Annotated in this window: 22 protein-coding genes; 8 read left to right on the top strand and 14 right to left on the bottom strand. The window is 58.0% G+C overall.

Annotation, left to right across the window (positions count from 1 at the left end):
* Positions 1–14: 14 nt before the first annotated feature.
* Together ACR0D9_RS10050 and ACR0D9_RS10045 are read right to left on the bottom strand one after the other, a co-directional pair.
* Positions 15–1,928, bottom strand: a complete 1,914-nt coding sequence (locus ACR0D9_RS10050) for an ABC transporter substrate-binding protein (RefSeq protein WP_267363794.1) — start codon at positions 1,926–1,928, stop codon at positions 15–17.
* On the bottom strand, positions 1,921–3,693 hold the full coding sequence (locus ACR0D9_RS10045) for an ABC transporter ATP-binding protein (protein ID WP_480488302.1): 1,773 nt from the start codon (positions 3,691–3,693) through the stop codon (positions 1,921–1,923). Before ACR0D9_RS10045 ends, ACR0D9_RS10050 begins: the two co-directional genes overlap by 8 nt.
* A gap of 233 nt (positions 3,694–3,926) precedes the next feature.
* Between ACR0D9_RS10045 and ACR0D9_RS10040 the strand changes: the two genes are divergently transcribed.
* The 6 genes from ACR0D9_RS10040 to ACR0D9_RS10015 all read left to right on the top strand — a co-directional run bounded on the left by ACR0D9_RS10040 (position 3,927) and on the right by ACR0D9_RS10015 (position 11,103).
* Positions 3,927–4,424 carry a class I SAM-dependent methyltransferase gene (locus tag ACR0D9_RS10040; RefSeq protein ID WP_480538644.1) on the top strand — a complete coding sequence of 166 codons (498 nt, stop codon included), beginning with the start codon at positions 3,927–3,929 and terminating at the stop codon, positions 4,422–4,424.
* A 19-nt stretch (positions 4,425–4,443) separates the two neighbouring features.
* Positions 4,444–5,073, top strand: a complete 630-nt coding sequence (locus ACR0D9_RS10035) for a glutathione S-transferase family protein (protein ID WP_480538642.1) — start codon at positions 4,444–4,446, stop codon at positions 5,071–5,073.
* Positions 5,074–5,183: 110 nt separating this feature from the next.
* A complete protein-coding gene (locus tag ACR0D9_RS10030; RefSeq protein ID WP_480538640.1) occupies positions 5,184–7,586 on the top strand; it encodes a GcvT family protein in 2,403 nt (800 codons plus the stop codon).
* A 2-nt stretch (positions 7,587–7,588) separates the two neighbouring features.
* Complete coding sequence (locus tag ACR0D9_RS10025) at positions 7,589–9,127, top strand: trimethylamine methyltransferase family protein (protein ID WP_480538638.1); 1,539 nt, start codon at positions 7,589–7,591, stop codon at positions 9,125–9,127.
* The gene (locus ACR0D9_RS10020; protein WP_480488296.1) at positions 9,128–9,802 is read left to right on the top strand and encodes a TetR/AcrR family transcriptional regulator; all 675 of its coding nucleotides are present in this window, start codon (positions 9,128–9,130) and stop codon (positions 9,800–9,802) included.
* Positions 9,799–11,103, top strand: coding sequence for an NAD(P)/FAD-dependent oxidoreductase (locus ACR0D9_RS10015; protein WP_480488294.1), 1,305 nt, complete (start codon positions 9,799–9,801; stop codon positions 11,101–11,103). The genes ACR0D9_RS10020 and ACR0D9_RS10015 overlap by 4 nt, the downstream gene beginning before the upstream one ends.
* Before the next feature lie 121 nt (positions 11,104–11,224).
* Here ACR0D9_RS10015 and ACR0D9_RS10010 read toward each other — a convergent pair whose 3' ends face one another.
* On the bottom strand, positions 11,225–11,587 hold the full coding sequence (locus ACR0D9_RS10010) for a DUF3307 domain-containing protein (RefSeq protein ID WP_480488349.1): 363 nt from the start codon (positions 11,585–11,587) through the stop codon (positions 11,225–11,227).
* A 187-nt stretch (positions 11,588–11,774) separates the two neighbouring features.
* Between ACR0D9_RS10010 and ACR0D9_RS10005 the strand changes: the two genes are divergently transcribed.
* Entirely contained in the window at positions 11,775–14,828 is a 3,054-nt protein-coding gene (locus ACR0D9_RS10005) for a cyclic nucleotide-binding domain-containing protein (RefSeq protein WP_480488292.1), read from the top strand.
* 6 nt (positions 14,829–14,834) lie between these two features.
* Here the strand turns inward: ACR0D9_RS10005 and ACR0D9_RS10000 are convergent, their stop codons facing one another.
* The 9 genes from ACR0D9_RS10000 to ACR0D9_RS09960 all read right to left on the bottom strand — a co-directional run bounded on the left by ACR0D9_RS10000 (position 14,835) and on the right by ACR0D9_RS09960 (position 23,018).
* On the bottom strand, positions 14,835–15,122 hold the full coding sequence (locus ACR0D9_RS10000; protein WP_480488347.1) for an ArsR/SmtB family transcription factor: 288 nt from the start codon (positions 15,120–15,122) through the stop codon (positions 14,835–14,837).
* A gap of 111 nt (positions 15,123–15,233) precedes the next feature.
* On the bottom strand, positions 15,234–16,466 hold the full coding sequence (locus ACR0D9_RS09995; protein WP_480538636.1) for a mandelate racemase/muconate lactonizing enzyme family protein: 1,233 nt from the start codon (positions 16,464–16,466) through the stop codon (positions 15,234–15,236).
* 23 nt (positions 16,467–16,489) lie between these two features.
* A complete protein-coding gene (locus ACR0D9_RS09990) occupies positions 16,490–17,584 on the bottom strand; it encodes a Zn-dependent alcohol dehydrogenase (RefSeq protein WP_480538634.1) in 1,095 nt (364 codons plus the stop codon).
* 82 nt (positions 17,585–17,666) lie between these two features.
* Positions 17,667–18,866: a TCR/Tet family MFS transporter gene (locus ACR0D9_RS09985; RefSeq protein WP_480484036.1), complete on the bottom strand. Its 1,200-nt coding sequence runs from the start codon at positions 18,864–18,866 to the stop codon at positions 17,667–17,669.
* Positions 18,867–18,952: 86 nt separating this feature from the next.
* Positions 18,953–19,669, bottom strand: a complete 717-nt coding sequence (locus ACR0D9_RS09980; RefSeq protein WP_480484035.1) for an alpha/beta fold hydrolase — start codon at positions 19,667–19,669, stop codon at positions 18,953–18,955.
* A 12-nt stretch (positions 19,670–19,681) separates the two neighbouring features.
* Positions 19,682–20,470 (bottom strand): 3-oxoadipate enol-lactonase, encoded by a 789-nt coding sequence (gene pcaD / locus ACR0D9_RS09975; RefSeq protein ID WP_480488286.1) that lies wholly within the window; start codon positions 20,468–20,470, stop codon positions 19,682–19,684.
* A gap of 60 nt (positions 20,471–20,530) precedes the next feature.
* Complete coding sequence (locus tag ACR0D9_RS09970) at positions 20,531–21,505, bottom strand: threonine ammonia-lyase (protein ID WP_480538632.1); 975 nt, start codon at positions 21,503–21,505, stop codon at positions 20,531–20,533.
* Complete coding sequence (locus tag ACR0D9_RS09965; RefSeq protein WP_480488282.1) at positions 21,502–22,332, bottom strand: alpha/beta fold hydrolase; 831 nt, start codon at positions 22,330–22,332, stop codon at positions 21,502–21,504. The genes ACR0D9_RS09970 and ACR0D9_RS09965 overlap by 4 nt, the downstream gene beginning before the upstream one ends.
* A complete protein-coding gene (locus tag ACR0D9_RS09960) occupies positions 22,332–23,018 on the bottom strand; it encodes a haloacid dehalogenase type II (RefSeq protein WP_480538630.1) in 687 nt (228 codons plus the stop codon). The genes ACR0D9_RS09965 and ACR0D9_RS09960 overlap by 1 nt, the downstream gene beginning before the upstream one ends.
* Before the next feature lie 126 nt (positions 23,019–23,144).
* On the opposite strand from ACR0D9_RS09960, the gene ACR0D9_RS09955 reads away from it, so the two are divergent.
* Complete coding sequence (locus ACR0D9_RS09955; RefSeq protein WP_209505363.1) at positions 23,145–23,573, top strand: FKBP-type peptidyl-prolyl cis-trans isomerase; 429 nt, start codon at positions 23,145–23,147, stop codon at positions 23,571–23,573.
* 33 nt (positions 23,574–23,606) lie between these two features.
* Here ACR0D9_RS09955 and ACR0D9_RS09950 read toward each other — a convergent pair whose 3' ends face one another.
* Together ACR0D9_RS09950 and ACR0D9_RS09945 are read right to left on the bottom strand one after the other, a co-directional pair.
* Complete coding sequence (locus ACR0D9_RS09950; protein ID WP_267366102.1) at positions 23,607–23,786, bottom strand: hypothetical protein; 180 nt, start codon at positions 23,784–23,786, stop codon at positions 23,607–23,609.
* 58 nt (positions 23,787–23,844) lie between these two features.
* Positions 23,845–24,636, bottom strand: coding sequence for an enoyl-ACP reductase FabI (locus ACR0D9_RS09945; RefSeq protein WP_480488276.1), 792 nt, complete (start codon positions 24,634–24,636; stop codon positions 23,845–23,847).
* Position 24,637: the final 1 nt, after the last annotated feature.

The raw sequence follows: 24,637 nt of genomic DNA, 5'->3' as shown, positions 1-24,637 counted from the left end.
TTAGCTGCTCCTGCTTAGTCGGCGAAAAAGAACTCGTCCGGGCGGTGAACGCCGAAATGCGCACCGGGCTCCCATGCCCACATGGCCTGTTCCGGCACATTGCGCAGACGGTTCGACACGACAATCGGTTGGGGTGCTCCGTTCAGGATACCGATGGCAAAAAGCTGGTCGGCGTGGATTCTCAGCATCTCAGTCCAGACTTCCTTGCGTTCGTCATCGGTAGTTGCGACCTCCCAGTCATGGGCCAGTTGCATCAGGCGTTCTGCCTCGGGCATGTCGGGGGCTTCCCCGGCTTCACCACCTGTCTGATAAAACTGGCCCCATTTCGGCCAGGCCAGGAAGACCTGATCGGTTGGTGCCAGGTACGCCGGTGACGTGTGCGCTTGCGGGATGCCGTCATCCCATCCATACCAGACCGATGCCATCGAGTTGCCGGCAAACACCCGGTTGCGCAGGATATCGCGATCCAACGGGCGCATGACCAGCTTGACCCCGATCTCGCGCCAGGTGTCAGTAACGATCTGAAGGGCGTTTTCAACCTCTTGCCGCTCGCCGGCGGTTTCGATCACCAGCTCCATTGGGCGCCCGTCCGGTAGCAGGCGGATACCGTTCTTGTCGCGCTGGGTCAGGCCGACCTCATCCAACAATGCATTGGCCTGGCCGACATCGTAACCGGCCCATGCGGTGGCATTCTTTTCATCGTAAAAGGGCGAGGCAGGCAGAACCGACATTGCGCCGGGATGCGCAAGCTTGAAATACAAAGCCTGGTTGATTGTCTCGCGGTCGATGGCAAGGGACAGGGCGCGCCGCACACGGACGTCACGCAACACGTCGCGCCAGACGTCATCCTCGAAATTGAGGTTCGGATAAATCGCGATTTGCGACGCAACGCCGGTTTTCCATAGCAATGTCTTGTAGCCGCCTTGCGCCTCGCCTTTTTTCAGGATCGAAGCGTCGCGGAAATCCAGACCCCGGCCTTGCAGGTCGCTTTCCCCTGCATTGGTTTTGGCAGCGACCAGACCGGGGGCAACGATCTCCATCTCGACCACATCGATATAGGGCAGCTGAACCCCTTTGCTGTCGATGCGGTGGTAATAGGGGTTACGTACGAAATTGTGGCGGATTTTCTTGCCGGAACTTGCATTCAGCCAGGGTTGCAACGTGGGCAATTCGTGATTGTCGAACTTGTACAGGTTGTCGAGCTTGTTGTGCAGCGCGGCCCAGCTTTTGACGCGGGCATCGTCGACCAGAAAGGCAAGTTCCTCGGGGTCGGCATATTTCTCGTGATATCGTTTCAGGAAAGCTGCTGGGCGATAAATAAAGGGCGGTCTTGCCTGAGCCAGCGATTGTAGAAAACCCGGGTTAGGGTCCTCCCATTCGAAAATCACAGTGGTTTCATCCGGGAAGGTAACGGTGGGTGATTTGCCTTCGACTATCAGAAAATCCGGCGGGCCTGACGGGCTGAGCAATTTGTTGTTGGCAACGTCTTCCCACCAATAGCGGAAATCTTCCGACGTAAACGGAGAACCGTCTGACCATTTGTGCCCTTCGCGCAGTTTCAGGGTGAACTTGCGGCCGTCTTCGTTTTCAAACGACGCCAGCAAATCGGGGATAATCTCATAGTTCTGGTCAAAACCGACCAGCCGGGCATAGCCATAGACAACCATCTGGCGGATATCTTTGGACCGCGTGATCATGGTGCGCAGGGTGCCGCCCTGTTTGCCGAACTCGCGACCCTTTGCTGCCAGATCTACAATCAGCGGGTCCGCTGGCAGGCGCTCCTGAACGGGTGGCAGATTGCCCGCTTCTACTTCCGCGTTCCAGAACGCGCTTTCCTGCGGCGTCGGAATTGTCTCTGCCGTGGCGGGCAGCATCCCGATGAGCGCCAGCGAAGCGGCCAGGATCAGGGGGCGAGTGGTCTTAAACATGGCAACGTACCTTATGGCCCGGTTCCAATTCCACCAATGAGGGTATCACGGTGTCCGAGAAACGAAAGGCTTCATCCCAACTGTCCGGCGCGCCGGCGCCCAAGGAAACCACTTGCAGGTCGATCGGGCGATTGATGTCGGGTTCGGGTTGAGCGGCAATCAGCGCTTTGGTGTAGGGGTGGCGCGGATTGTAGAAAAGAGTTTCGGGGGGTGCTTGCTCGACGATCAGGCCGCGACGCATCACGGCAACTTCGTCGGCGATCCGCGCGACCACAGCCAGATCGTGCGAGATGAACAGATAGGACAGGTTCAGGCTGTCCTGTAGATTTTCCAGCAGGGTCAGAATCTGCTCTTGTACAGATACGTCCAGCGCCGAGGTGGGTTCGTCACACACGATGAGCTGTGGATCGAGCATCATGGCGCGGGCTATCGACAGACGTTGCCGCTGGCCCCCCGAAAAGGCGTGTGGATAGCGTTTCAGCATGTCGGCTGTCAGGCCGACGCGCTGCAACATCTCGGCGGCCTTGTCGCGCTGCTCGGCCGTTGTTCCGATACGGTGAATTTCCAGCGGCTCGGTCATCGCGTCCTGAATGCGCATCCGCGGGCTGAGCGAGCTGTAGGGATCCTGAAACACCATCTGCGCATTGCGCTGAAACGCCGTGCGCTGGGCGCGGGTCATGTTGTGCACTGTGATGGGATCGGCATTCGGCACGGTGCGAAACAGGACTTCTCCGCCGGGATCGGGCAGTTCTGCACCCAATGCAATCCGCGCGGCTGTTGTTTTACCTGATCCGCTTTCACCGACAATGGCCAGCGTCTTGCCGCGTGCCAAATTCAGATCTACCCCTTTGCACGCATAGATTTCCTTGTCGGCCTGCCACCCTTTGCTGGACCGCATCGTGTAGGTTTTGGAGACACCCTTCATCTGAAGGATCAGATCGTCGTCCGGCATCGGTATACCCACAGCATCCTGATCTGGAATTTCCGGTGCAGCATCAAACAGTTGTTTGGTATATGGATGTGCGGGGGAGGTCAGGATTGGTGCGGCCGAGCCAGCCTCCATGATGCGGCCCTTGTGCATGACCACAACCTGTTCGGCCATGTTGGCGACCACGCCCAGATCATGGGTCACCAGAATAAGCGCCATGCCGGTCTCGCGCTGCAATTCCTTGATCAGCCCCAGAACCTGCGCCTGAGTGGTCACATCCAGCGCGGTGGTTGGCTCATCCGCGATCAGCAACTCGGGTTTGGATACCATGGCCATCGCAATCATGGCGCGTTGGCGCATTCCGCCCGACAGTTCGAACGGGTAGGAGTCATAGGCGCGCTGCGGATCTGGAAAGCCCACGCGCTCGAACTGCGTCAGGACCTTTTTGCGCGCCTCAGACTCAGATAGCCCGCGATGCAGCCACAGGACTTCACTGACCTGATTCCCAATCTTGTGCAGAGGTGACAGCGATCGCATAGGTTCCTGAAAGATCATCGAAACGCGATTGCCACGAATGCCGCGCATTTCTCGCTCGCTGACCGCTGTCAGGTTACATGTGCCCTTGGAATCATTCAAAGTTATAGTGCCGCTGCGTATCTGCGCCGTTCGCGGCAGAATCCGCAAGACGGCCCGGCACGTGATGGTTTTACCCGATCCCGATTCACCGACCAGCGCCAAGGTTTCTCCTGGTTTGACATCGAAATTCACATCCGTGACCACGGAACTTCCCGCACCAAAGCCGATGCTGAGGTCTCTGACAGACAACAACGCTCTCATGCAGGTTTTCCAACCGTTTGGCCGCTTGGTGACATCGGTCGTTTCAACTCCCCGTGATTTTTTCGTCAGTGTCGCGCGGTTCCGCCTGTCTAGTCAAACCCGTTCTTGGGCTGAAATGTCGCGAAAATGTGAAACTTTGGGCTTCGTCGCTACACAAAGTCTTGAGAATTTGTCATCTAAGGCGGCGTCGGGGGCACCTATGCTTTCGATTGGTATCAAGGAGATATTTGCCAGTGTCCGAGAATCAAAGCCGTCTGGACTTGTTTATCGATCGTATGGTGTCGCAGCGCGCCTGCCTGGATCACGCGATTGCGCAAACGGCAGGCATGGCTGGCCCGGTGTTTGAACTGGGTCTGGGCAATGGGCGCACCTATCATCATCTTGTGCAGCATATCGATGGACGCCCTGTCTTTGTGTTCGAACGCGCGGTGGCTTCGCACCCTGATTCAACCCCGCCCGAGGATCGGGTGATCTTGGGGGATGTGCGCGAGACGCTGCCAGCGGCGGTCGACAGGTTTGGACCGACAGCAAGCCTGATTCATGCAGACCTTGGGGGGCATAATCGCGAAAAGAACGACATCTTTGCGCGGCTTGTTTCCCCGTTTATCGAGCCCTTGCTGGCGCGGGGTGGATTAATGGTATCAAGCGACCGGATGTATTTCGAGGCGCTGGAGGAAATGCCGTTGCCCGAGGGTGCCGTCGAAGGGCGCTGTTTCATCTATCGGCGCTGACCAGAGAGAAGGGGCCTGCATGATATTCTACGATTGCTCTACGGCCCCAAACCCGCGCCGTGCCCGCATGTTTATCGCGGAAAAAGGGTTGGACATCGAAACGCACGAAATCTCGATTGCTGAGGGCGCGCAGTTGAGCACTGAGTTTCGTGCAGTGAACCCCCGGGCTACAATCCCGGTTCTGGTAACGGATGAAGGCGCAGTCCTGACCGAAAATCTTGGCATCGCCGCGTATCTTGAAGCGCGTTTCCCCGAGCCGTCCTTAATGGGCCGTACCGCTGATGAAAAAGGGTTTGTCTTGATGTGGAACGCAATTGCCGAGCAGCAGGGTGGTGCACCCATCGCTGAGGCTTTGCGCAACAGCCATCCGGCATTCAAAGACCGTGCCATTCCCGGCACGGTAAATCATGCGCAGATCCCCGAACTGGCGCAGCGTGGGCGCGAACGGGTTACGTCGTTTTTTGAACTGCTGGAGGCGCGGTTGATGCAAAGCGCGTATGTCGCGGGCGATGTATTCACTCTGGCGGATATATCCACTTTTGTTTTTGTCGATTTCGCGCGCGTCATTAAAATGCGGATACCGGACGGCAATACGAACACGCAGGTTTGGTTTGAAAGCGTGAAAGCCCGCCCAAGCGCCCAGCTTTAGGTTTGCAAAGCATTCGGCGGAGTTCTCGCATTCCGTACTGTACATAAATGTCTAGACAGAACTGAACAGTGCCACTAGCGTCTTCCCAGATTCTGTTCAGGGAGGTCGGGATGAAATCCCAATATCGCGTAGTGGTCATTGGTGGGGGCGTCGTTGGTGCTTCGGTTCTGTATCATCTGGCCAAATTCGGCTGGTCGGATGTGGTCATGCTGGAGAGGCGGCGGCTGGCATCGGGATCGTCCTGGCATGCAGCGGGCGGTATCCATGCCCTGAACGCGGATCCAAACATGGCCTCGTTGCAGGCCTACACAATTGACCTACTGAGTGAGATCGAAAAAGAATCGGGCCAGAATATCGGTTTGCACATGACCGGTGGTCTGACGCTGGCCGGTACGCCTGAACGCTGGGAGTGGTTGCAGGCTAATTACCGCATCTTCCAGTCCATCGGCATTGATGATTGCGAGCTGCTGACCCCGCAAGAGGCACAGAGACGCTGCCCGATCATGTCAACCGACGGTGTTTTGGGCGCGATGTGGGCGGATCGCGAAGGGTATATCGATACGACAGGCACTGTTCAGGCTTATGCGACTGCGGCCAGAAATCGCGGTGCCGAATATTTCGAGGAAACCAAGGTCGAAGAGCTGATCCAGACAGATGATGGTTGGCAGGTTGTGACCGATAAGGGCACGATCACCTGTGAACATGTGGTCAACGCGGCCGGGCTCTGGGCCAAGCAGGTTGGGCGTATGGCCGGGGTAGAGTTGCCAGTCTCACCGTTGAAGCACCACTATCTGATCACAGACACTGTGCCCGAAGTGGCGCAGGCGGATTTCGAGATGCCGATGACTGTGGACCTAGAAGGATTCACCTATATGCGGCAGGACCAGAAGGGCGTTCTGGTGGGGATCTACGAGGTCGATCACGAACACTGGGCGATGGATGGCGCGCCGTGGAACTATGGCGAGGAACTGTTTCAGGAACAGCTTGACCGGATCGAGAACGAACTGACATTGGGCTTTGAGCGGTATCCGTCAATCCAGAACGTGGGCATCAAGACATGGGTCAATGGTGCGTTCACGTTCTCGCCGGACGGTAACCCGCTGGTCGGTCCGGTTCCGGGCAAGCGCGGCTATTGGACCGCCTGCGCGGTGATGGCCGGGTTCCTGCAAGGTGGTGGCGTTGGCAAAACACTGGCCGAATGGATGATCCATGGTGAGCCCGAAGCGGACGCCTGGCCGATGGATGTGGCGCGCTATGGTGATTTCGCACAGAACAAGCGGTATATCCGTGAAACCACTGGCCAGTTCTATTCGCGCCGCTTTGTGATGACCTACCCGAACGAGCAATTGCCTGCGGGTCGCCCGCTGAAGATGGCTCCGGCGCATGACGCGATGACCGAGGCCGGATGCAAATGGGGTGTCAGCTGGGATCTGGAGGTGCCGCTGTATTTCGCGCTCAAAGGGTTCGAGGAAACGCCAACGCTCAAACGTTCGAACGCGCACGACATCGTGGCCGCTGAATGCAGGACCATCCGTGAGGGCGTGGGCCTGATGGATATCACGGGTTTTTCCCGCTTTGAGGTTTCGGGCCCAAATGCCAAAGCGTGGCTGGATAACGTTATGGCATCGAAACTGCCCGCCCCGGGTCGTGCCAAACTGGCGCCGATGCTGGGCGAGGACGGGCGGCTCAAAGGCGATCTGACCGTGTTGAACTGGGGCGATGGCACCTGGTGGATCATGGGCAGCTATTACCTGCGCGCCTGGCATATGCGATGGTTCAACGATCATATGACGGATGGGGTCACTGTCCGCGACCTGGGAGAGGAGTATTGCGGGTTCGCCGTGGTCGGACCAAAATCGCAGGCGGTGGTCGAAAAATTGGCCGAACAGGATATCTCGGGTCTGAAATTCATGGGCTGCGGTGATTTCGACATCGGTCTCGTCCGTGCCCGCGTGGCTCGTATGTCGGTGACCGGCGAAAAAGGGTATGAAATCAACTGCCGCTATGGCGATCACATCAAGCTGCGCCGCATTTTGCTGGAAGCCGGTGCAGAAGAGGGTATCCGCGAGTGCGGTTTCAATGCGATGCTATCAACCCGGCTTGAGAAAAGCTTTGGCATCTGGTCGGCAGAGTTCACGCAGGCTTACACACCCGGCATGACCGGCATGGATCGCTGGATCGACTGGGACAAGGATTTCATCGGCAAGAAGGCCGCTCTGGCCGAACGGGATGGCAATGGCCCGGTGCAGGTGCAGGTGACACTGGAAATCGATGCGTTGGACGCCGATGCCAGCGGGTATGAGCCGGTCTGGGCCAATGGTGAACGCGTGGGTTTTGTGACCTCAGGCGGTTACGGGCACTATACCGGCAAGTCGTTGGCGATGGCCTTGATTGACCGTGACAAGGTGGACCCGGGTACGGAACTGTCTGTCCATGTGGTGGGTGTGGAATGTCCGGCGCGGGTAATTGCACCGTCGCCTTACGACCCTCAGGGCAAAGTGATGCGGGGCTGATCATGACGGCTCCGGACCGACGACGCCGAAGGCGAGGGGGCGAGGCTGCCCCGCAGCCCAGCCGCGACGTGAACTATCGCCAGCTCAGGAACCCTTTCCCTTTGATGGAGGTGTTCCCGGCTGACCAGATCGCGAACATGCACGAGACAGCGTTGCGTACGCTCGAGGAGTTGGGTGTAAAGACCTTGCTTCCCGAGGCACGCAAGCTGTTCAAGCAGGGTGGTGCGCGCATGGATGAAGACAGTGAAATAGTCTTTATCGGGCGCGAGATGGTTGAGGCTGCTGTTTCCTCGGCCCCCAAATCTATCGCTTGTCGCGCCGGTTCACGGCATCGGGATTTTACTCTGGAACTGGGATCGCTGGTTTTTCAACCAGGGGCAGGCGCACCGAACGCAACCGATCTGGAACGTGGCCGTCGCCCGGCGACGGGTCAGGATTATCTGGAGTTTCTGAAGCTCACCCATCATTTCGATGTGTTCCAGATGATCTCGCCTCAGGTTGAACCGCAGGATGTACCGACGCATTTGCGCCACTACTTCACGACACAGGCGCAGATGGAACTGACCGACAAGTTTCCGTTCCTCTTCTCGCGCGGCATGCCGCAGGTCATGGATTGCTTTGAGATGCTGTCCACGGCGCGCGGTCTGTCGGATGATGAGTTTCGGGGCAATGCGCATTGTTACACGATCATCAACACAAACAGCCCGCGCACGTTGGATATTCCCATGGCGCAAGGGCTGATCGACTTTGCGCGCCACGGTCAGATGTCGATCATCACTCCGTTCACTCTGATGGGGGCGATGGCGCCGATCACCGTGGCCGGGGCAATCACCCTGTCCCATGCCGAGGCGCTTGCCGCGCTGACCTTGACGCAGCTGGCCAGACCGGGCGCTCCGGTCTGTTATGGCACGTTCACCAGCAATGTGGACATGAAATCCGGCGCACCTGCATTCGGGACGCCCTCGCATTTTCAGGCGTCACTTGCCGCAGGCCAACTGGCGCGTCACCTTGGCCTGCCCTGGCGGTCGGCGGCAGGGTCGGCGTCAAACAGCAACGACGTACAGGCGGCGAATGAAAACCAGTTTGGCCTCTGGGGTTGCCTGATGGCCGGCGCGACTGTGATCATTCATTCAGCGGGCTGGCTGGAAGGGGGATTGACCGTATCCTTCGAAAAGCTGGTCTGTGATGCCGAGGTGCTGAACATGGTGGCCGAGCTTTGCGCAGGCGCGCAGGCGGGGCCTGCCGAGATCGGCTTTGATAACGCTTTAAGTGAGGTCGCGCCCGGCGGTCATTTCTTTGCCTGCCCCCAGACGATGGAGCGCTACACCACCGAGTTCTATCAACCGCATGTCCATGACTACGCCAATTTCGGCACATGGACCGAGCGAGGATCGACGGATGCCAACCAACGTGCAACGGGGGTTTGGCAGGGTATCCTGAACGATTTCAAGGCCCCCGCCATAGACAATGATCGTTTTGGTGCCTTGCAGGACTTTATCGCACGCCGCACCGCAGAGGGCGGGGCGCCACCGGAGAGTTGAATGAACAACAAACCTATCCTTCACCGCGACGATCCCGAAGCCGAGCCCCTGATCGGCAATATCAAGGTGACCCGCGACGACTGGCTGAACGTGGCGATGGACGTGCTGATTTCGGACGGGGTGGACCAGATCAAGGTTCTTAACCTGGCCGAGCGGATGGCCGTGTCACGCTCATCCTTCTACTGGTACTTCAAGTCCAGACAGGAACTTTTGGATGCACTGCTGGCGCGGTGGCAGGCGACCAATACGGTTGCGCTTGTAAAACAGGCCGAAGCACCAGCCGACACGATAACGGGCGCGGTCTGCAACGTGCATCGTTGTGTGGTCAATACGGATTTGTTTGACACCGCGTTGGATTTTGCCGTGCGCGACTGGGCGCGTAAATCGGGCAAAGTACGCCGTGCGCTGGACCAGTCAGACACTCGGCGACTTGAAGCTTTGCACGCGATGTTCGCCAGATACGGCTATTCCGAGATTGAGTCCGAAACACGTGCGCGCGTGCTGTATTACATGCAGATCGGATATGACCTTGCACAATTGAACGAACCCTTCGAGACGCGGATCTCGATGGTGCCGAATTACCTATACGCCTTTACGGGCGTCGAACCGAAACCCGAAGAAGTTGAAGAATTCAGCGCATATTCCCGGCGCTACTGGAAAGGAGACCCGACATGAGTCAACCAGACGCAATCATCATCGGTACCGGCGTGATCGGCGCGGCCATCGCGTTCGAAATGTCCAAGGCGGGTTGGAAAACCCTGTCTCTGGATCGCAACGCACAGGTTGGACACGGTTCAACCGCCGGGTCCTGCGCGATCATCCGGATGCATTATTCCACCTTCGATGGAACGGCGTTTGCCTGGGAAGGCTATCATTACTGGCGCGACTGGGCTGACTATCTTGGACTGCCGGAGGGGGCCAATCTGGCTCAGTTCAGGGAAACCGGCTGCCTGGTTATGAAGACCGAGGCGAACGGGATGCTGGAAAAGCACATGCGCAATTCATCAGAACTGGATTGCCCGTTCGAAGAATGGTCGGGGGAAAAAGTGGTTGAACGCCTGCCGGTTTATTCGCTGGACAGCTTTGCCCCGGCACGCCGTTTGGATGATCCGGAATTCGGCCAGCCCAACGGGCGAAAGATGTCGGGTGGAGTGTACTGGCCTCAGGCGGGGTACGTCACCGACCCGGCCTTGTCGGCGCAAAACCTGATAGATGCTGCCAAACAGCACGGAGCCGAGGTTCGCACCAGTGCCGAAGTAACCGAGATCCTGACCGAGGATGGACGTGTTTCCGGTGTAAAACTTGCCTCAGGCGAAGAAATCCGCGCAAGGGTTGTCGTGAACGTGGCCGGGCCGGGCTCGGCTATCATCAATGGGATGGCAGGCGTTCTGGATGACATGACCATCAAAACCCGCCCCCTGCGGCAAGAGGTCGTACATGTCCCTGCCCCGGAAGGGTTCGACTTTGAAAACGACGGAACCATCGTCTCGGACAGCGACATTGCCTGCTATTGCCGCCCGGAACACGGCAATCACATCCTTGTGGGATCAGAGGATCCGGAGTGTGATCCGCATCAATGGTGCGAGGATGACGTCACCTACAACCGCGAATTCACGGATCAATGGACCACACAGGCCATGCGATATGCGCAGCGCGTGCCTTCCCTTGGCATCCCATCGAAAACGCGTGGTGTGGTTGACCTTTACGATGCCTCAACCGACTGGATTCCGATCTATGACAAATCCAGCCTGCCGGGGTTTTACATGGCCTGCGGATCCAGCGGGAACCAGTATAAGAATGCACCGATTGCGGGTAAGATGATGGCAGCCCTGATCGCATATTGCGAAGGCGGAGCGGATCACGACGCGGAACCGCTGCAATTCGAACTGCCTTATATCAAACGGACCATCAACGTGGGCTTTTACTCACGCAAGCGCCCGATCAATGAGGAAAGCAGTTTTTCGGTTCTGGGCTAGTCGGGTTTTGGCATCGATCAAAGTCGAGCGGGGCAGGTTAACAGCTTGCCTCGCTATGACCGGCCGAAGGATAGGCGCATAGCTTCCGGGCTGCGCATCGGACGGCATATCCTGGTTCGAGCTACGTTGCCGCGAAAGTCACCCAGGCCCAGACCATCGCCACATAGGTCAGGTTGTGCAGGCACTGGTCTAACCCAGCCGCACGCCAGAACGCGGCCTGCGTCGGCTCAAGCTGTTTCTTGTCTGAATAGCTAGCTTTCAAGAAATCGATATTGAAATGAATGACCCATTCAAGCAGTCCGACAATCAGGATGAACAATACCGGAGCGCCAAACGCGGCAAACACGATAACAGAGCCCGCAACATGTACTGCTGCGTGCTGCGCGCGTCCCAAGTGAAAATACTCGCCTCGGCCAGAGAGCATTTTCGGTGTCTGGAGGTAGTAGTCAGCGAACATGTGCTTGACCTGAAAAAGGCAAAGCATAAGTAACACCGCGCCAATACTGGCAGTCAAAAGAACCCTCCCGATATCGTTCTAAACTGACTTTAGGCAATAACACGGCCATGCGTAAATGAACTAGTTCACATAAGATAAAGAAAATTCTCGGGTGGGAAAAAATTTGCATAACGTGTCAGTATGGCAGTAAATTCAAACCGTTGAATCCGGGTGCGTGGCATCCGGGCCGCGTTATCAGCCAGCAGTAGGGGCAGGTTCCATAGAACGCACGATTTTCCGCTTTATCTGGAAATACTCCAAACGCGATCAGCTGATCCTGCTGGCTGTGACGGCGACGTTGTTTCCGCTGCTCTATCTTACGCTGGAGTTGCCCAAGCGTATCATCAACGACGCAATCGGTTCGACAACGGCCGAAGTGGATGTCTGGGGCTATACGCTTTCACAGACGAATTTCCTGATCATCTTGTGCTTTGTTTTCCTTGTTGCCGTGTTGGCGCACGGGCTGATGAAAATGCGCATCAACACCATGAAGGGTGTGCTGAGCGAACGCATGCTGCGACGGTTTCGGTATCAGCTGGTCAGCCGCGCGCTTCTTTTTCCGCAACCCTATTTCGAACGGGTCAGCCAGGGCGAAATGGTCTCGATGATCACAGCTGAGAGCGAACCGATGGGTGGGCTGATGGGCGATGCGATCAGCCAGCCGGTTCTGCAAGCCGGTCAGATGATTACCATCCTTTCTTTCCTGTTCTTGCAAAGCTTTTGGTTCGGGCTGGCCGCTGTCGCCCTGATCCCGGTGCAGGCCTGGTTAATCCCTAAATTGCAGCGTCAGATCAACCTGTTGAACAAGAAACGTATTCAGGAAGTTCGGGCGTTGGCTGCCCAGATCGGCGAAAACGCGGCAGGTGCGTCAACCCTCCGCAGCAATGGCGGCTGGCGCTATCGCCGGGCTATGATCTCCGATCAATTGGGGCGGCTTTTTGCGATCCGCTTTGATATTTACCAGAAGAAGTTCTTTATGAAATTCATAAACAACTTCATCTCGCAGCTGACACCATTCATGTTCTACCTGATCGGTGGCCTTCTGGTGTTGCAGGGCTCGGTTTCTTTGGGGGCGTTGGTTGCGGCGCTGGCGGCGTACAAGGATCTGAGCTCACCCTGGAAAGAGCTGCTGACCTATTACAACCAAACTCAGGACATGTCGTTGCGCTGGGATATCGTCGTTGACCGTTTCGATCCGGCTGGACTGAAGGACGAAGCGCTGTTCGAGGGCGAACCAGCAGAGCGCCCCCACCTCAGCGGCGATATAGCACTAAAGCACGTCTCGGTTCGCGACATGGACGGCAATCAGGTGCTGGATGATCTGAATCTGACTTTCCCCGGCGGCAAAACGATTGGTATCGCCGCACCCAGCGAAGAGGACCGGCGCGCCATGGGGGAGTTACTGACTCGCGAGATTTTGCCCGCTGCCGGCACGGTTCAGGTGGGGGATCTGAATCTGGCAGACCTGCATCAGGGCGTTGTGGCCGCACGTATCGGGTATGCCACATCCCGCCCGGTGATGTTTCAGGGAACGTTGGGTGACAACGTGATGATGCCGATGCGGTTCAAACCTTTGGCTGAATCCACAGATGACCCAGATTTTGCCGAGACCTTGCGGGCTGGAAACAGCATGGATCCGTTCAGGGCGGAATGGCTTGACCCGGCGCTGGCCGGGTTTGAAGACGCGACGGCGTTGCGCGATTGGTGGTTGCAACTGATTGATGGAATGGGGTCCGGGGCTGCCCTGTTCCGGCGTGGTGCTGAACAGAGCTTTGTTGCGACCGAACACTGCGAACTGGCAAAGAAACTGGTCGAGCTGCGCCCGCTTGTGCGGCAGGCGGTCCATGACGCGGGTCTTGAGCAGCAGGCGCTGATTTTCGACCGGAATGCTTACAACCCGGCGCTGCCTGTTGCAGAAAACCTGCTTTTTGCGACGCCTCGCGTGCCGGTGACGCAGGCTTTGCTTGCCCGGCAGAAGGTTTTCCTCATGCAGTTGCGAGAGTTGGGACTGGATGAGACGTTGATCGCCCTGACGCGTGACGTGATCGAGATGCTGCGCCAGATCTTCGGGTTCGACGGAACCGACCATCCGTTGTTCCGCAAGCTGGGTCTTGATGCAAAGACCTATGAGGCAGCTGTGGAGCTGGTTGAACAGACCCGCAAAGAGGGAACGTCAGGGCTGGATGACGAACAGCTGGCCAGTATGTTGGCCGTGCCTTTCGTCGTCTCGGCTGAACAGATTGGCCCGGCGTTCACGGATGAGCTGAAGGACCGCATTCTGGAACTGAGGCAGAGTCATTCGGACAAGCTGTTGGAAAGTCTCAAGGACGCTTTTGTTCCGCTGGACCCGGAAGATTTCGCGCCTGGATTGACGGTCATGGAAAACGCGCTGTTCGGCAAGGTCAGCCAGATTGGTGGCGCGCGATCGGATGAGGCCCGCAAGGTCATTGTGGACGTGTTGGAGGAGAACGGCGCGCGTCCTTTGGTGGTCGAGCTGATTTATGACATTCCGGTTGCTTTGGGTGGGCAGAGCCTTCCGGCGGTTTTTGCCGAACCGCTGGCGTTTACCCGCGCGACAATCAAGAAGCCGGATATCCTGATCCTGGAGCAGGCATTGGCCAGTTACGACATGAAAACGCAGGTGTCGGTCTACAAGAAGCTGCGCGAGTTGTTGCCGGATGCCACGGTGTTCTACCTCAATGACCAGTTCGAAAACCCGGACGTATTCGACATGTTCGTGGAAATCCGGCAAGGTCGTGTCGTCTCGGACGGAGGACCGGTAGACGTGGGAAAAGACAGCGCATCTTCAGCAGATCTGGCGCGGAAACTTCGCGCGCTGGAGCAAACTCCCTTGTTTTCGGGACTGGACCGGAGGCAATTGCGCCTTCTGGCTTTTGGCGCGCAGTGGTTTGATGCCAAGCCCGGGCAGGTGGTGTTCCTGAAAGATGATCAGCCGACCGATGGCGCTTATGTGGTGCTGGAGGGTGAGGCCGGCCTGTACCTGCCGCAGGAAGATGGCCCCGACCAGTTGATCACCACCGTGGGGCCGGGCGCATTGGTGGGTGAGCTTGGTCTGATCCGCAAAGAACCACGCGCGCTGAGCATGGTGGCCGAAACAAACCTATCCTGTCTTCGGATCGGTGAAGAAGAGTTCCTGGCCGTTGTGGAAAACGATGCGGCAACCGCGTTCAAGCTGATGCAGGTGATCGCCGGTTACGTGTCCAATTAGGCGTGATCAGCTGGCAGGTTCGCAAAACAGATCGTACAGCAGGCCGATCATCTGCGCTGCATTCCCATCGCGCAGCGAATAATAGATCGTTTTGCCATCCCTTCGGGTGGTGACAAACCCTTCTTCCCGCAAGCGTGCCAACATCTGGCTGACGGCGGCTTGCCGCAATTGCAGCAAATCTTCAAGCTGGCCTACGGATTTCTCACCATTCCCAAGGTGGCACAGGATCATCAGGCGCCCTTCATGCGCCAGCGTCTTGAGAAATGCCGCCGCGCGGGCTGCATTTTCTTTCATTTCTGATGGTGTGTCCGAGGTGTGTGCCTGAGGTTCGGTTTCTAGGAGTGTCACGTTTTGACCGTTGTGCCATTAATCTTGGGTTAATATGCCTCAAACACGTCTGTGTTGTCACCCCTCGGTTGCAGGGGCGCCGCCCTGAAAAGCATTGCCGTTCACATAATCGCAGGGCTCTTCCTGCATTTGCAGATGCAAGCCCCGACCTTCATACGGATGCGCGCGCGCCAGATCTTCGTCGATGTCGATCCCAAGGCCCGGACCGGTCGGAGCGATCACGAAGCCATTCTCTACCTGAATGGAGCCTTTGATAAGCTGATTATGGAACGGTGTTTCGATGGTTTCCAGCAACAGCAGGTTCGGGATCGACGCGGCCAAGTGGGCATTGGCGGCCCATTCGACCGGTCCTGCATAAAGATGTGGCGCCATCTGAGCATTGAATATCTCAGCTATGGCGGCGACTTTCTTCATCTCCCAGATTCCACCGGCTCGCCCCAGCGCCGGTTGCAGGATTTCCGCAGCCCCGGCGCGCAGAACGGCTCCGAACTCGGCCTTGGTTGTCATGCGCTCTCCGGTGGCGATGGGGATACGGACGTTGCGGGCGACACGGGCCATGTCCTCGATCATATCAGGTGGCGTGGGTTCTTCGAACCATAGGGGCTGGTATGGTTCCAGCGCCTGCCCCAGCCGGATGGCTCCAGCCGTGTTGAACTGACCGTGTGTGCCAAACAGTAGGTCGGCCTTGTCCCCCACCGCATCGCGAATTGCCTTACAAAAGGCGACGGACATGGAAATGTCACTCATCGCGGGCATGTGGCCGCCACGGATCGTATAGGGGCCTGCCGGGTCGAATTTCACCGCGGTATAGCCGCGCCGCACCATTTCGGCAGCTGTTTCACCCGCTTGTTCGGGAGAGGTCCAGAAGTCGGTCAGATTGTGATGCGGCAAAGGGTAGAGGTAAGTATAGGAGCGAATTCGTTCGTTCACCTTGCCGCCCAACAGCGCATAAACCGGGCGGTCGCGATCCTTGCCCAGAATATCCCAGCAGGCGATCTCTAACCCCGAGAATGCGCCCATCACCGTCAGGTCGGGGCGCTGCGTGAAACCGCTGGAATAGGCGCGACGGAACATAAGTTCGATGTTTTCGGGGTTCTCGCCCAGCATGTGCCGTTCGAACACATCCCGAATGACGTGGCGCATCGCCTCGGGTCCGACGGACGAGGCATAGCATTCGCCCCAACCGGTGATGCCGGTGTCAGTCGTCAGTTTAACCAATATCCAGTATCGCCCCCCCCAACCCGGAGCGGGTGGGGCGGTGACGATGATGTCGAGATCCTGCAGTTTCATCTCAGTTCCTCCGAGCCGGGGGATCAGGTTCTGTCGAACAGGATCACGTTGCGCTTGGCAGATCCGGTTTTGGTATCGGCAATGGCCTCGTTGATCTGGTCCAGCGACCAGCGGCCCGAGATCAACTCGTCCAGCTTCAACCGACCCTGTTCATAAAGGTCAATCATCCAGGGGATGTCCCGCTGAATAACCACATCACCCATTTTCGAGCCGACAACACCCTGGCCGAGGGCTGCCAGAACAACCGGTTCATAGCTGGCCATGCCGCCCGAATGCGGCATTCCGATCATGATGGCCTTACCGCCGCGGCCAAGATAACGCGGGGCCTGATCATAGGCGGCGATTGCGCCGACCGTAATCAGAACCGCATCGGCACCGCGTCCGCCAAGGGCTTTGAACGCTGCCTTCCAGGGTTCTTTCAGGCTGGCCAGCACGCCATGGGTCGCGCCGAACTCCTTCGCGATTTCCAGCTTTTCTTCAGTCATGTCCACGGCCACGATCCGCCGTGCACCCGCGATCCGTGCGCCCTGAATGGCGTTCAGGCCAACACCACCCGCACCGATAACAACGACATCCTGACCCGGGCGCAAATTGGCGGCGTTGACGGCAGCGCCGACCCCGGTGATCACCCCGCAAGACAGAAGGCTGGCCAGGTCTTTGGGCAGGCTTTCGGGTATCCTGACGATTTGCCGATGGCTCACCACAACTTTTTCGGCAAACGCACCGCAGGCCATGGCCTGTTCCAGAGGACTACCGTCAGCCGTTTTTAGCGGGCCTTTGACGGTGTCGTACGGTGTTTCGCAATTTGTCGGGTGCCCTCCGGCACAGGTGGGGCAGGACCCGCACGCGCGGATCAGCGTTACAACCACAGGCTCGCCAATCCTGAAGTCACCGGCGGCCTCTCCAACTGCGGAGATCACGCCTGCGGCTTCGTGGCCGTAAACGGCGGGCAGAAAGCCGCCCCAGGCACCTTCGGCATAGGATATGTCCGAATGGCAGATGGCTACTGCATCCAGCGTCACTTCGACCTCGCCCGTGCCGGGGGGTGCCAGCTGAACCTCTTCGATAACCAAGGGTTCGCCGAATGCCCGGCAGACTGCGGCTTTGATTGTTTGCATGTTTTCCCTCACTTCCGTTGGGCCCACGGTGGCGTGGGAAAGGATTGATCGCAAGGCAGAAACCGTCATGTGTGTGTCGTTGTTAAGCCACGACAGGCGGGGACCGGCGAAATAACACAAACCCGGCCAGCATCAGCGCCAATGCCAGCAGGAACGGAGCACCCGGCAGGTACAGCGGTGTGTCGGGGCGAATGAATTGCGCAAATACGCTGGTCATGACCAAGGGCGAAATGACCATCGAAAGCGCGTGGAGCGCGGACAATACACCCTGCAACTCTCCTTGCTGCGAATCCGGTGTCGCTTTGGACATCATTGCCTGAAGTGCCGGTGTGGTGATTGCCCCGATTGCGGTGATTGGGATGAACAAAAGCGCAATGAACCCGTTGGTCAGAAAGGCCAGAATTGCGAAGCTGAGGATTTCAAAACCCATCCCGTAGATGATGGCGCCCCGCTCGCCGCACAATCGGATTGCGGGGCGGATCAGACCGCCTTGCACAACGGCCATGCCGATCCCGTAGACGCCCAGTGACAGGCCGATCATCTGAGGGGACCAGCCGAACCGCTCGGTGGTGAAAAAGGACCAGATAGCGGGGTAGACGTATATTGAGACCGAATACAGAAAGTAGACCCACAGCATAGGCCGGATACCGGGCAGTGCAGCAATGGCGCGCAGCGAATTCACCGGGTTGGCGCGGCGCAAGTTGAAGGCGCGCCGGGTCTTGTCGGTTACGGTTTCAGGCATCACGAAACAGCCTACGGCAAAGATCAGTGCCACCAGCCCTGCCGCCACCCAAAACGGGGCACGGGTTCCATATTCGCTGAGCAACCCGCCGATCACCGGGCCGAGGACAAAACCCACGCCAAAGGCCGCGCCCAACAGGCCGAAGTTCGCGGCCTTGTCCTTGGGATCGGAGATATCCGCCATGAACGCGGCAGCGGTGGAATGTGTGGCTGCGGTTATACCGCCGACAATACGACCGGCCAGCAACAGCCAGATACTGCCGGCCACGGCCATAACCATATAATCAAGCGCCATGACGAACAGCGACACCAGTAGTACGGTTCTGCGACCATAGGCGTCGGACAGGTTTCCCAGGATTGGACCAAAGACGAACTGCATCGCCGCAAAAGCCGTACTCAGCACTCCGCCCCAGATCGCCGCATTGGCAAGTGAGCTGCCCTGCACGTCTACAATCAGTTGCGGCATGATTGGCATCACCAGACCAATGCCCATTGCGTCGATCATGACGATGCTGAGGATGAAGAGTGATGGCAGGCGCATGGGACTCGGGCAGGTGATCTGTTCGTGGCACCCTAGGCACAGTCACCGAATGTGGGAAGACAGAGTTTTACGTACAATCTGCGGTATCACCCGAATTTGCTTGCCAATTCGCTTAGCAATCCGGCCAGTTCCTGTGGATGCGAGAAAAACGGAGAATGCGAACTGTCGATGGTTAGCCGCAGGTCCTTCGGGATGAACGCGCACATGTCCGCCTGATACTCCGTGGGGATTGTTTGGTCATCCGTGGTGCGGATATAGGCCTTGGGCACTTCGTTGAAATTCGTGCCGACCGGCAGTGGTGTTTCCTGGGGGAGAATGGCCTGTGGGCACAGGCGCGCATAGGCGTAAGGCAGAATATCGTCCGGACAATCGTGATAGAACAGCCTGGGAATGGCATCTACCGACACGGTGTAAGACAGACCGTCTGCGGATTTTTCGACTGCGTGAGCAATGGTTTGCCGTGGCCCGCGCCTGCGCATATCTGCCAGCGAAAGCCCATCGTGAGGCACGTAGGCGCACAGAAAGATCAGGGCGCGCATGGCGTCCGGTCGAGCCTCGGCGGCGGCGCTGATCGGATAGCCGCCCCACGAGTGACCCACGACAATCGTATCGGGCGTGCAGGCGCTCAGAACGGCATCGCGGCAAGTGTCCAGTGTCACCTCGGACACCGGCGTTGGATCCGCACCATGGCTGGGCATGTCGATGGCCCGGGCAGAGTGTCCCAAAGCCTCAAGCGCAGGGATCAGATCGCGCCAGCACCAGGCACCGTGGCAAGAGCCGTGGACCAACAGGAAAGACGCCATTGCTGTTCTCCTTCAGATATGCCCGATATCGGTCAGAAACCGGGTTAGGATTGCTGCGTATTCTGCGGGTTTCTCGACACAGGGCAAATGGCCAGCTTTGCGGATCAGTTCGAACCGCGATCCGGGGATCAGGTCAACAGTTTCGCGCACCAGATCGGGCGGGGTCGAGCCGTCCGTGCTTCCGGCGATGCCAAGTGTAGGCAGGCGCAGGCCGCTTGTGGGTGTATAGAAGTCGGTCCCGGCGATGGCAGCGCAACAGCCAAGATACCCGTCAAGGGGTTGGCTGACCATCATGTCGCGCCATGGCAGGTGGTCTTGCGCCGCGCGGAAATCACGGGAAAACCAGCGTTCCATCGTGGCGTCCGCCAGTGCTTCGATCCCACCGCGACGCACGGCGTCGATCCTATCCTGCCAGACTGCGGGTGTGGCAATTTTGGCAGCGGTGTTCGACAGAACCAGCGCACGTATCTGATCCATACGTTTGACGGCCAGCCCCTGTGCAATCATCCCGCCAATGGACAGGCCGACAAAAACGCAGTCGCGAACCTTCAGGTGATCCAGCAGTACCTCGGCATCACGAATCAGGGCGCCCATAGAATAAGGCACCGGTGGAACCGAGGATTGCCCATGTCCGCGTTTGTCATACCGGATGATGCGCAACCCGTTGGGCAAGTGCGGTAACACGGCGTCCCACAGGTGCAGGTTTGTTCCCAATGGGTTGGCAAAAACCAGTGGCGCGCCATCCGCCGCACCATCGACACGGTAATTCAGTTTCACGTCGCCCAGATCAGCGATCTTCATGACTCAGGTCCTTGCAGCCCCGGCGTTCCAGGTGCAACTTGCACAGGTTTGGGGTGCCTGTCAGGTCAGGAATTCCAACGCCCTGGCAAAAACATCCGGATCGACATTACCACCCGAAGTAACTACGATCACGTCGTCGCCCTCGATCTCGTCGCCCTGGAACAGCGCCGAGGCCAATGCGACTGCGCCGCCGGGTTCCAGCACGATCTTGAGGCGCAGGAAAGCAAGTGCCATGGCCCGCAGCGCCTCGTCTTCGGTGACCGAAATACCGGGTCCGCAAAGACGGTTTAGGATGGGAAAGGTGATATCGCCGGGTTGCGGTGTCAGGATAGCATCGCAAATATTGCCTGATGCCGCGTTGTTGTTCTGAATCCGTCCCGTCGCCAGTGATCGTTTGACGTCATCGAACCCTTCCGGTTCGCACGGGCGTACCCTTAGGTCGGGGGCGTGTTTTTCAAGCGCCAGCGCAATGCCAGAGGTGAGGCCGCCGCCACCACAACAGACCAGAACATCCGCCTGAGAAACCCCAAGTTCCGCTGCTTGTCTGGAGATTTCCAAGCCGGTGGTACCTTGCCCGGCAATCACCTGAGGCTCGTCATATGGCCGGATCAGGGTTAGCCCGCGTTCGGCGGCGATGGTTTCCCCGATCTCTTCGCGGCTTTCGTTTGCGCGGTCGTAAAGAACAACTTCACCCCCAAGCGCTCGGGTGTTTTCGATTTTCAGGTGCGGCGCGTCCGACGGCATGACAATGACCGAAGCAATTCCATGTTTCGACGCCGCCATCGCAACGCCCTGCGCGTGGTTGCCCGAGGAATAGGCAATCACGCCGCACTGGCGTATGTCTTCGTCCAGCGCGGATATGGCAGACCAAGCCCCCCGAAACTTGAAACTGCCCGTATGTTGCAGGCATTCCGGCTTGACCCAAATCCGGCGCCCGGCGATCGCGTCAAGAAATGGCGACGACAGAATTGGTGTCTCGCGGACATGTCCCTTAAGCCGTTTGGCCGCAGCTTCGATCATTTCAATTGTGCTCATGCAGCGTTCTTCAATACCTTTTTGATGACATCCAGAGATTGAGGCTCATTCAGGAACGGAACATGCCCGCGATCCGGGACTTCGGCCGAGATCAGACCGGGATGCCGCCGATGCATCTCAGCCAGGGTTTCGGCGCTCAGAACGTCCGAGTTCGCGCCCCTGATCGCGCCGCAGGGTATGTTGCGCAGCGCTTCAAAAAACAACCAGTAATCGGGTATGGCACCGCTCGCGGCCTGTTCCAGAAGCGCCTTGCGCAGGGCCGGGTCATAGCGCAGCGCCAGCCCGTCCCCTTGTTGTTTGTATTGAATTTCGGCCTGTTTGCGCCAGATCTCCAGCGGAACCCTGGGAAATTGCGGCTCCATCATATGTTTCAGGGCGGCAGCAGCTTCGTCATGGGTTTTCGCGGTGGGTTGCGCGCCCACATAGGCCATGATCTTGGCTATGCCTGACGTCTCGATGACGGGCCCCACATCGTTTAGGATCACACCGACCAAACGTTCGGGGTGGCTTGCTGCCAGTGCCATGGCAATCAGCCCGCCCCGCGAGGTGCCCAGAATGACCGCTTTTTCGATGCCCAGAAAATCCAGCAGTTCAATCGCGTCATGGGATTCACGAAAGATGTTGTAGTTCATGAAATCGGGATCGTAGTCCGAGCGGCCGCGCCCCCTGTAATCCATCGCAATCATGCGCAGTTCAGTGGCATGTGGTGCGAAATACGAAAAATCCCGGCTGTTCCTAGTCAATCCGGCCAGACACAAAAGCGGCGTGCCCGATCCATGGTCTTCGAAATAGATGCGCTTGCCGTCCGAAGTCGTAAAGTCTGACATCAAAGACCAGCCAGCTTGGGAATGGTGGTCAAATCAGACAGAACATGCGCTGGCGTCCACGGCAGCCGGTCAATTGGTTCCCCGATCCGATTGACCCAGGCGGTGACAAAACCATAACCGCTGGCCCCTGCGGCATCCCAGCCGTTTGAACTGACGAACAAGACCTGGTCACGGGCGCAGTCAAACCTGTTCTGAACCAGATCATAGACACGGGAATGGGGCTTGAAGACCCCAACGCTTTCGACCGACAGCACGTCATCCAGCACATCGCCGATCCCGGCGGATTGAACAGCACCGTCCAGCATGGGCGGTGATCCGTTGGACAGGATGGCAGTCTGCATCCCGCCATCCTTGAGGGCTTTCAGCATGACAGGAACTTCGGGATAGGCCTGTAACTCCCAATAAAGATCCAGCAGGCGTTGGCGCAATTCTGGATTGCCCTGGAGGCCGGCAGCTTCCAGCGCCCAGTCCAGCCCGTCCTGCGTGACATCCCAAAAATCCGCATGGGCATCCGCCACAGCACGCAGCCATGTGTATTGCAATTGCTTCAGGCGCCAATGCCCCGCGACCTCGGGCCATTTGTCTTTCAGGGCTTCGAACCCCGGCTCGCCTGCTGCCTGCCGGGCGGCGGCCGCAACATCAAACAGCGTTCCGTAGGCGTCGAACACGCAGGTCGTGATTGCCATATGACCCTCCTTTGATTGCGCGCAGGTTGGCACAACGCGAAAGGGGGGGGAAGGGCCAAGGGTTTACAACTTTGTGTCAATCTCTAGGGTTGGCCGCTTAACCCCTAAAAACGGCCGGAGGCCACTATGACCGAAATCAAGCAAGGTGACACGGTTCGCATCCATTACACAGGGACATTGTTGGATGGCAAAGTCTTTGACAGTTCGGATGGGCGCGATCCGTTGGAGTTCGTGGTAGGATCGGGCCAGATCATTCCCGGTCTGGACAGTGCCATGCCCGGTTTGTCCGCAGGTGACAAGAAACGGGTCGAGATTGCCTGTACCGACGCCTACGGCCCGATCAACCCTGCGATGCGTCAGGAAATCCCCCGCGAAGGTATTCCCGAGGATATTCCGCTGGATCCGGGCACTCAACTGCAGATGCAGACACCGGACGGTCAGGCCGTACCTGTGACAGTTGTGGACGCCAACGAAGCGACTGTGACCCTTGACGGAAACCATCCGTTGGCCGGTCAGGATCTGGTGTTTGAGATTGAAGTAGTCTCGATCAATTGAGACATAGTTCGGGTTGGAACGACCGCCCGGACTTCAGCCGATCAAAGCTTCAACAGCTGCGCGCACCTGTGGCTGGGTGAAAAAGACGAACACCAGCAGCAATGATGTCAGCGCGAGCAGCAGCACTCTGGCCCGCTGGCTGAGGAAACCGGACTTTTTCCGGCTTTGCACTGATCGTGCGTTGTTTGCAATGATTTGATCTAGCTTGCTCATATCGAAGTCCTGCCGCCCAAAGATGGTGAAATCTTGGCGGCGGCAGGGAAAGATATGGTCACATGAAATCGGGTTGCGGCATGCCCAGAACGTGGAAACCACCGTCAACGCGGATGATTTCTCCGGACGTGCAGGCTCCCGCATCAGATGTCAGGTAAACTGCGGTCCCGCCAACAGCTTCCAGAGTGGCATTCGAACGCATCGGCGCATTCTGATCGCAGAACTTATATGTCCTGCGCGCCCCGCCAATGGCGGCACCGGCAAGGGTTTTCATCGGTCCCGGTGAGATTGCGTTCACGCGGATACCATCCGGGCCAAGGTCATTGGCCAGATAACGGGTCGCCGATTCCAGCGCCGCCTTGGCAACACCCATGACGTTGTAGTTCGGTACCACCCGGTTTGATCCCTGATAAGTCAGCGTCAGCAGCGAGCCCCCATTGTCCTTCATCATCGGATAGGCGCGGCGTGCCACCTCGATGAAAGAATAGGCCGACACGTCCATCGAGTGTTTGAAGTTCGCCCGCGTGGTATTCAGAAACCGGCCTGTCAGCTCGGATTTATCCGAATACGCAATGGCATGAACAACAAAGTCGATGGTGGGCCAACGCTGAGCCAGCTCACCAAAGGCGCGGTCCAGTGACTCGTCGTCGGTCACATCGGCATCCACCATGAAATCGCTGCCAAGGCTTTTAGCGAGAGGTTCCAGCCGTTTGCCGAAAGCCTCGCCCTGATAGGTGAAGGCCAGTTCTGCGCCTGCCTCGTGCATGGCCTTGGCAATGCCCCACGCGATTGAGCGGTCATTGGCCACGCCCATGATCAGTCCGCGCTTACCTTTGAGAAGATCCGACATC

The organism is Ruegeria sp. AK11 (genome assembly GCF_056541095.1).
The sequence above is the reverse complement of the archived record's forward strand: the minus strand, read 5'-3'. Positions and strand labels throughout refer to the sequence as shown.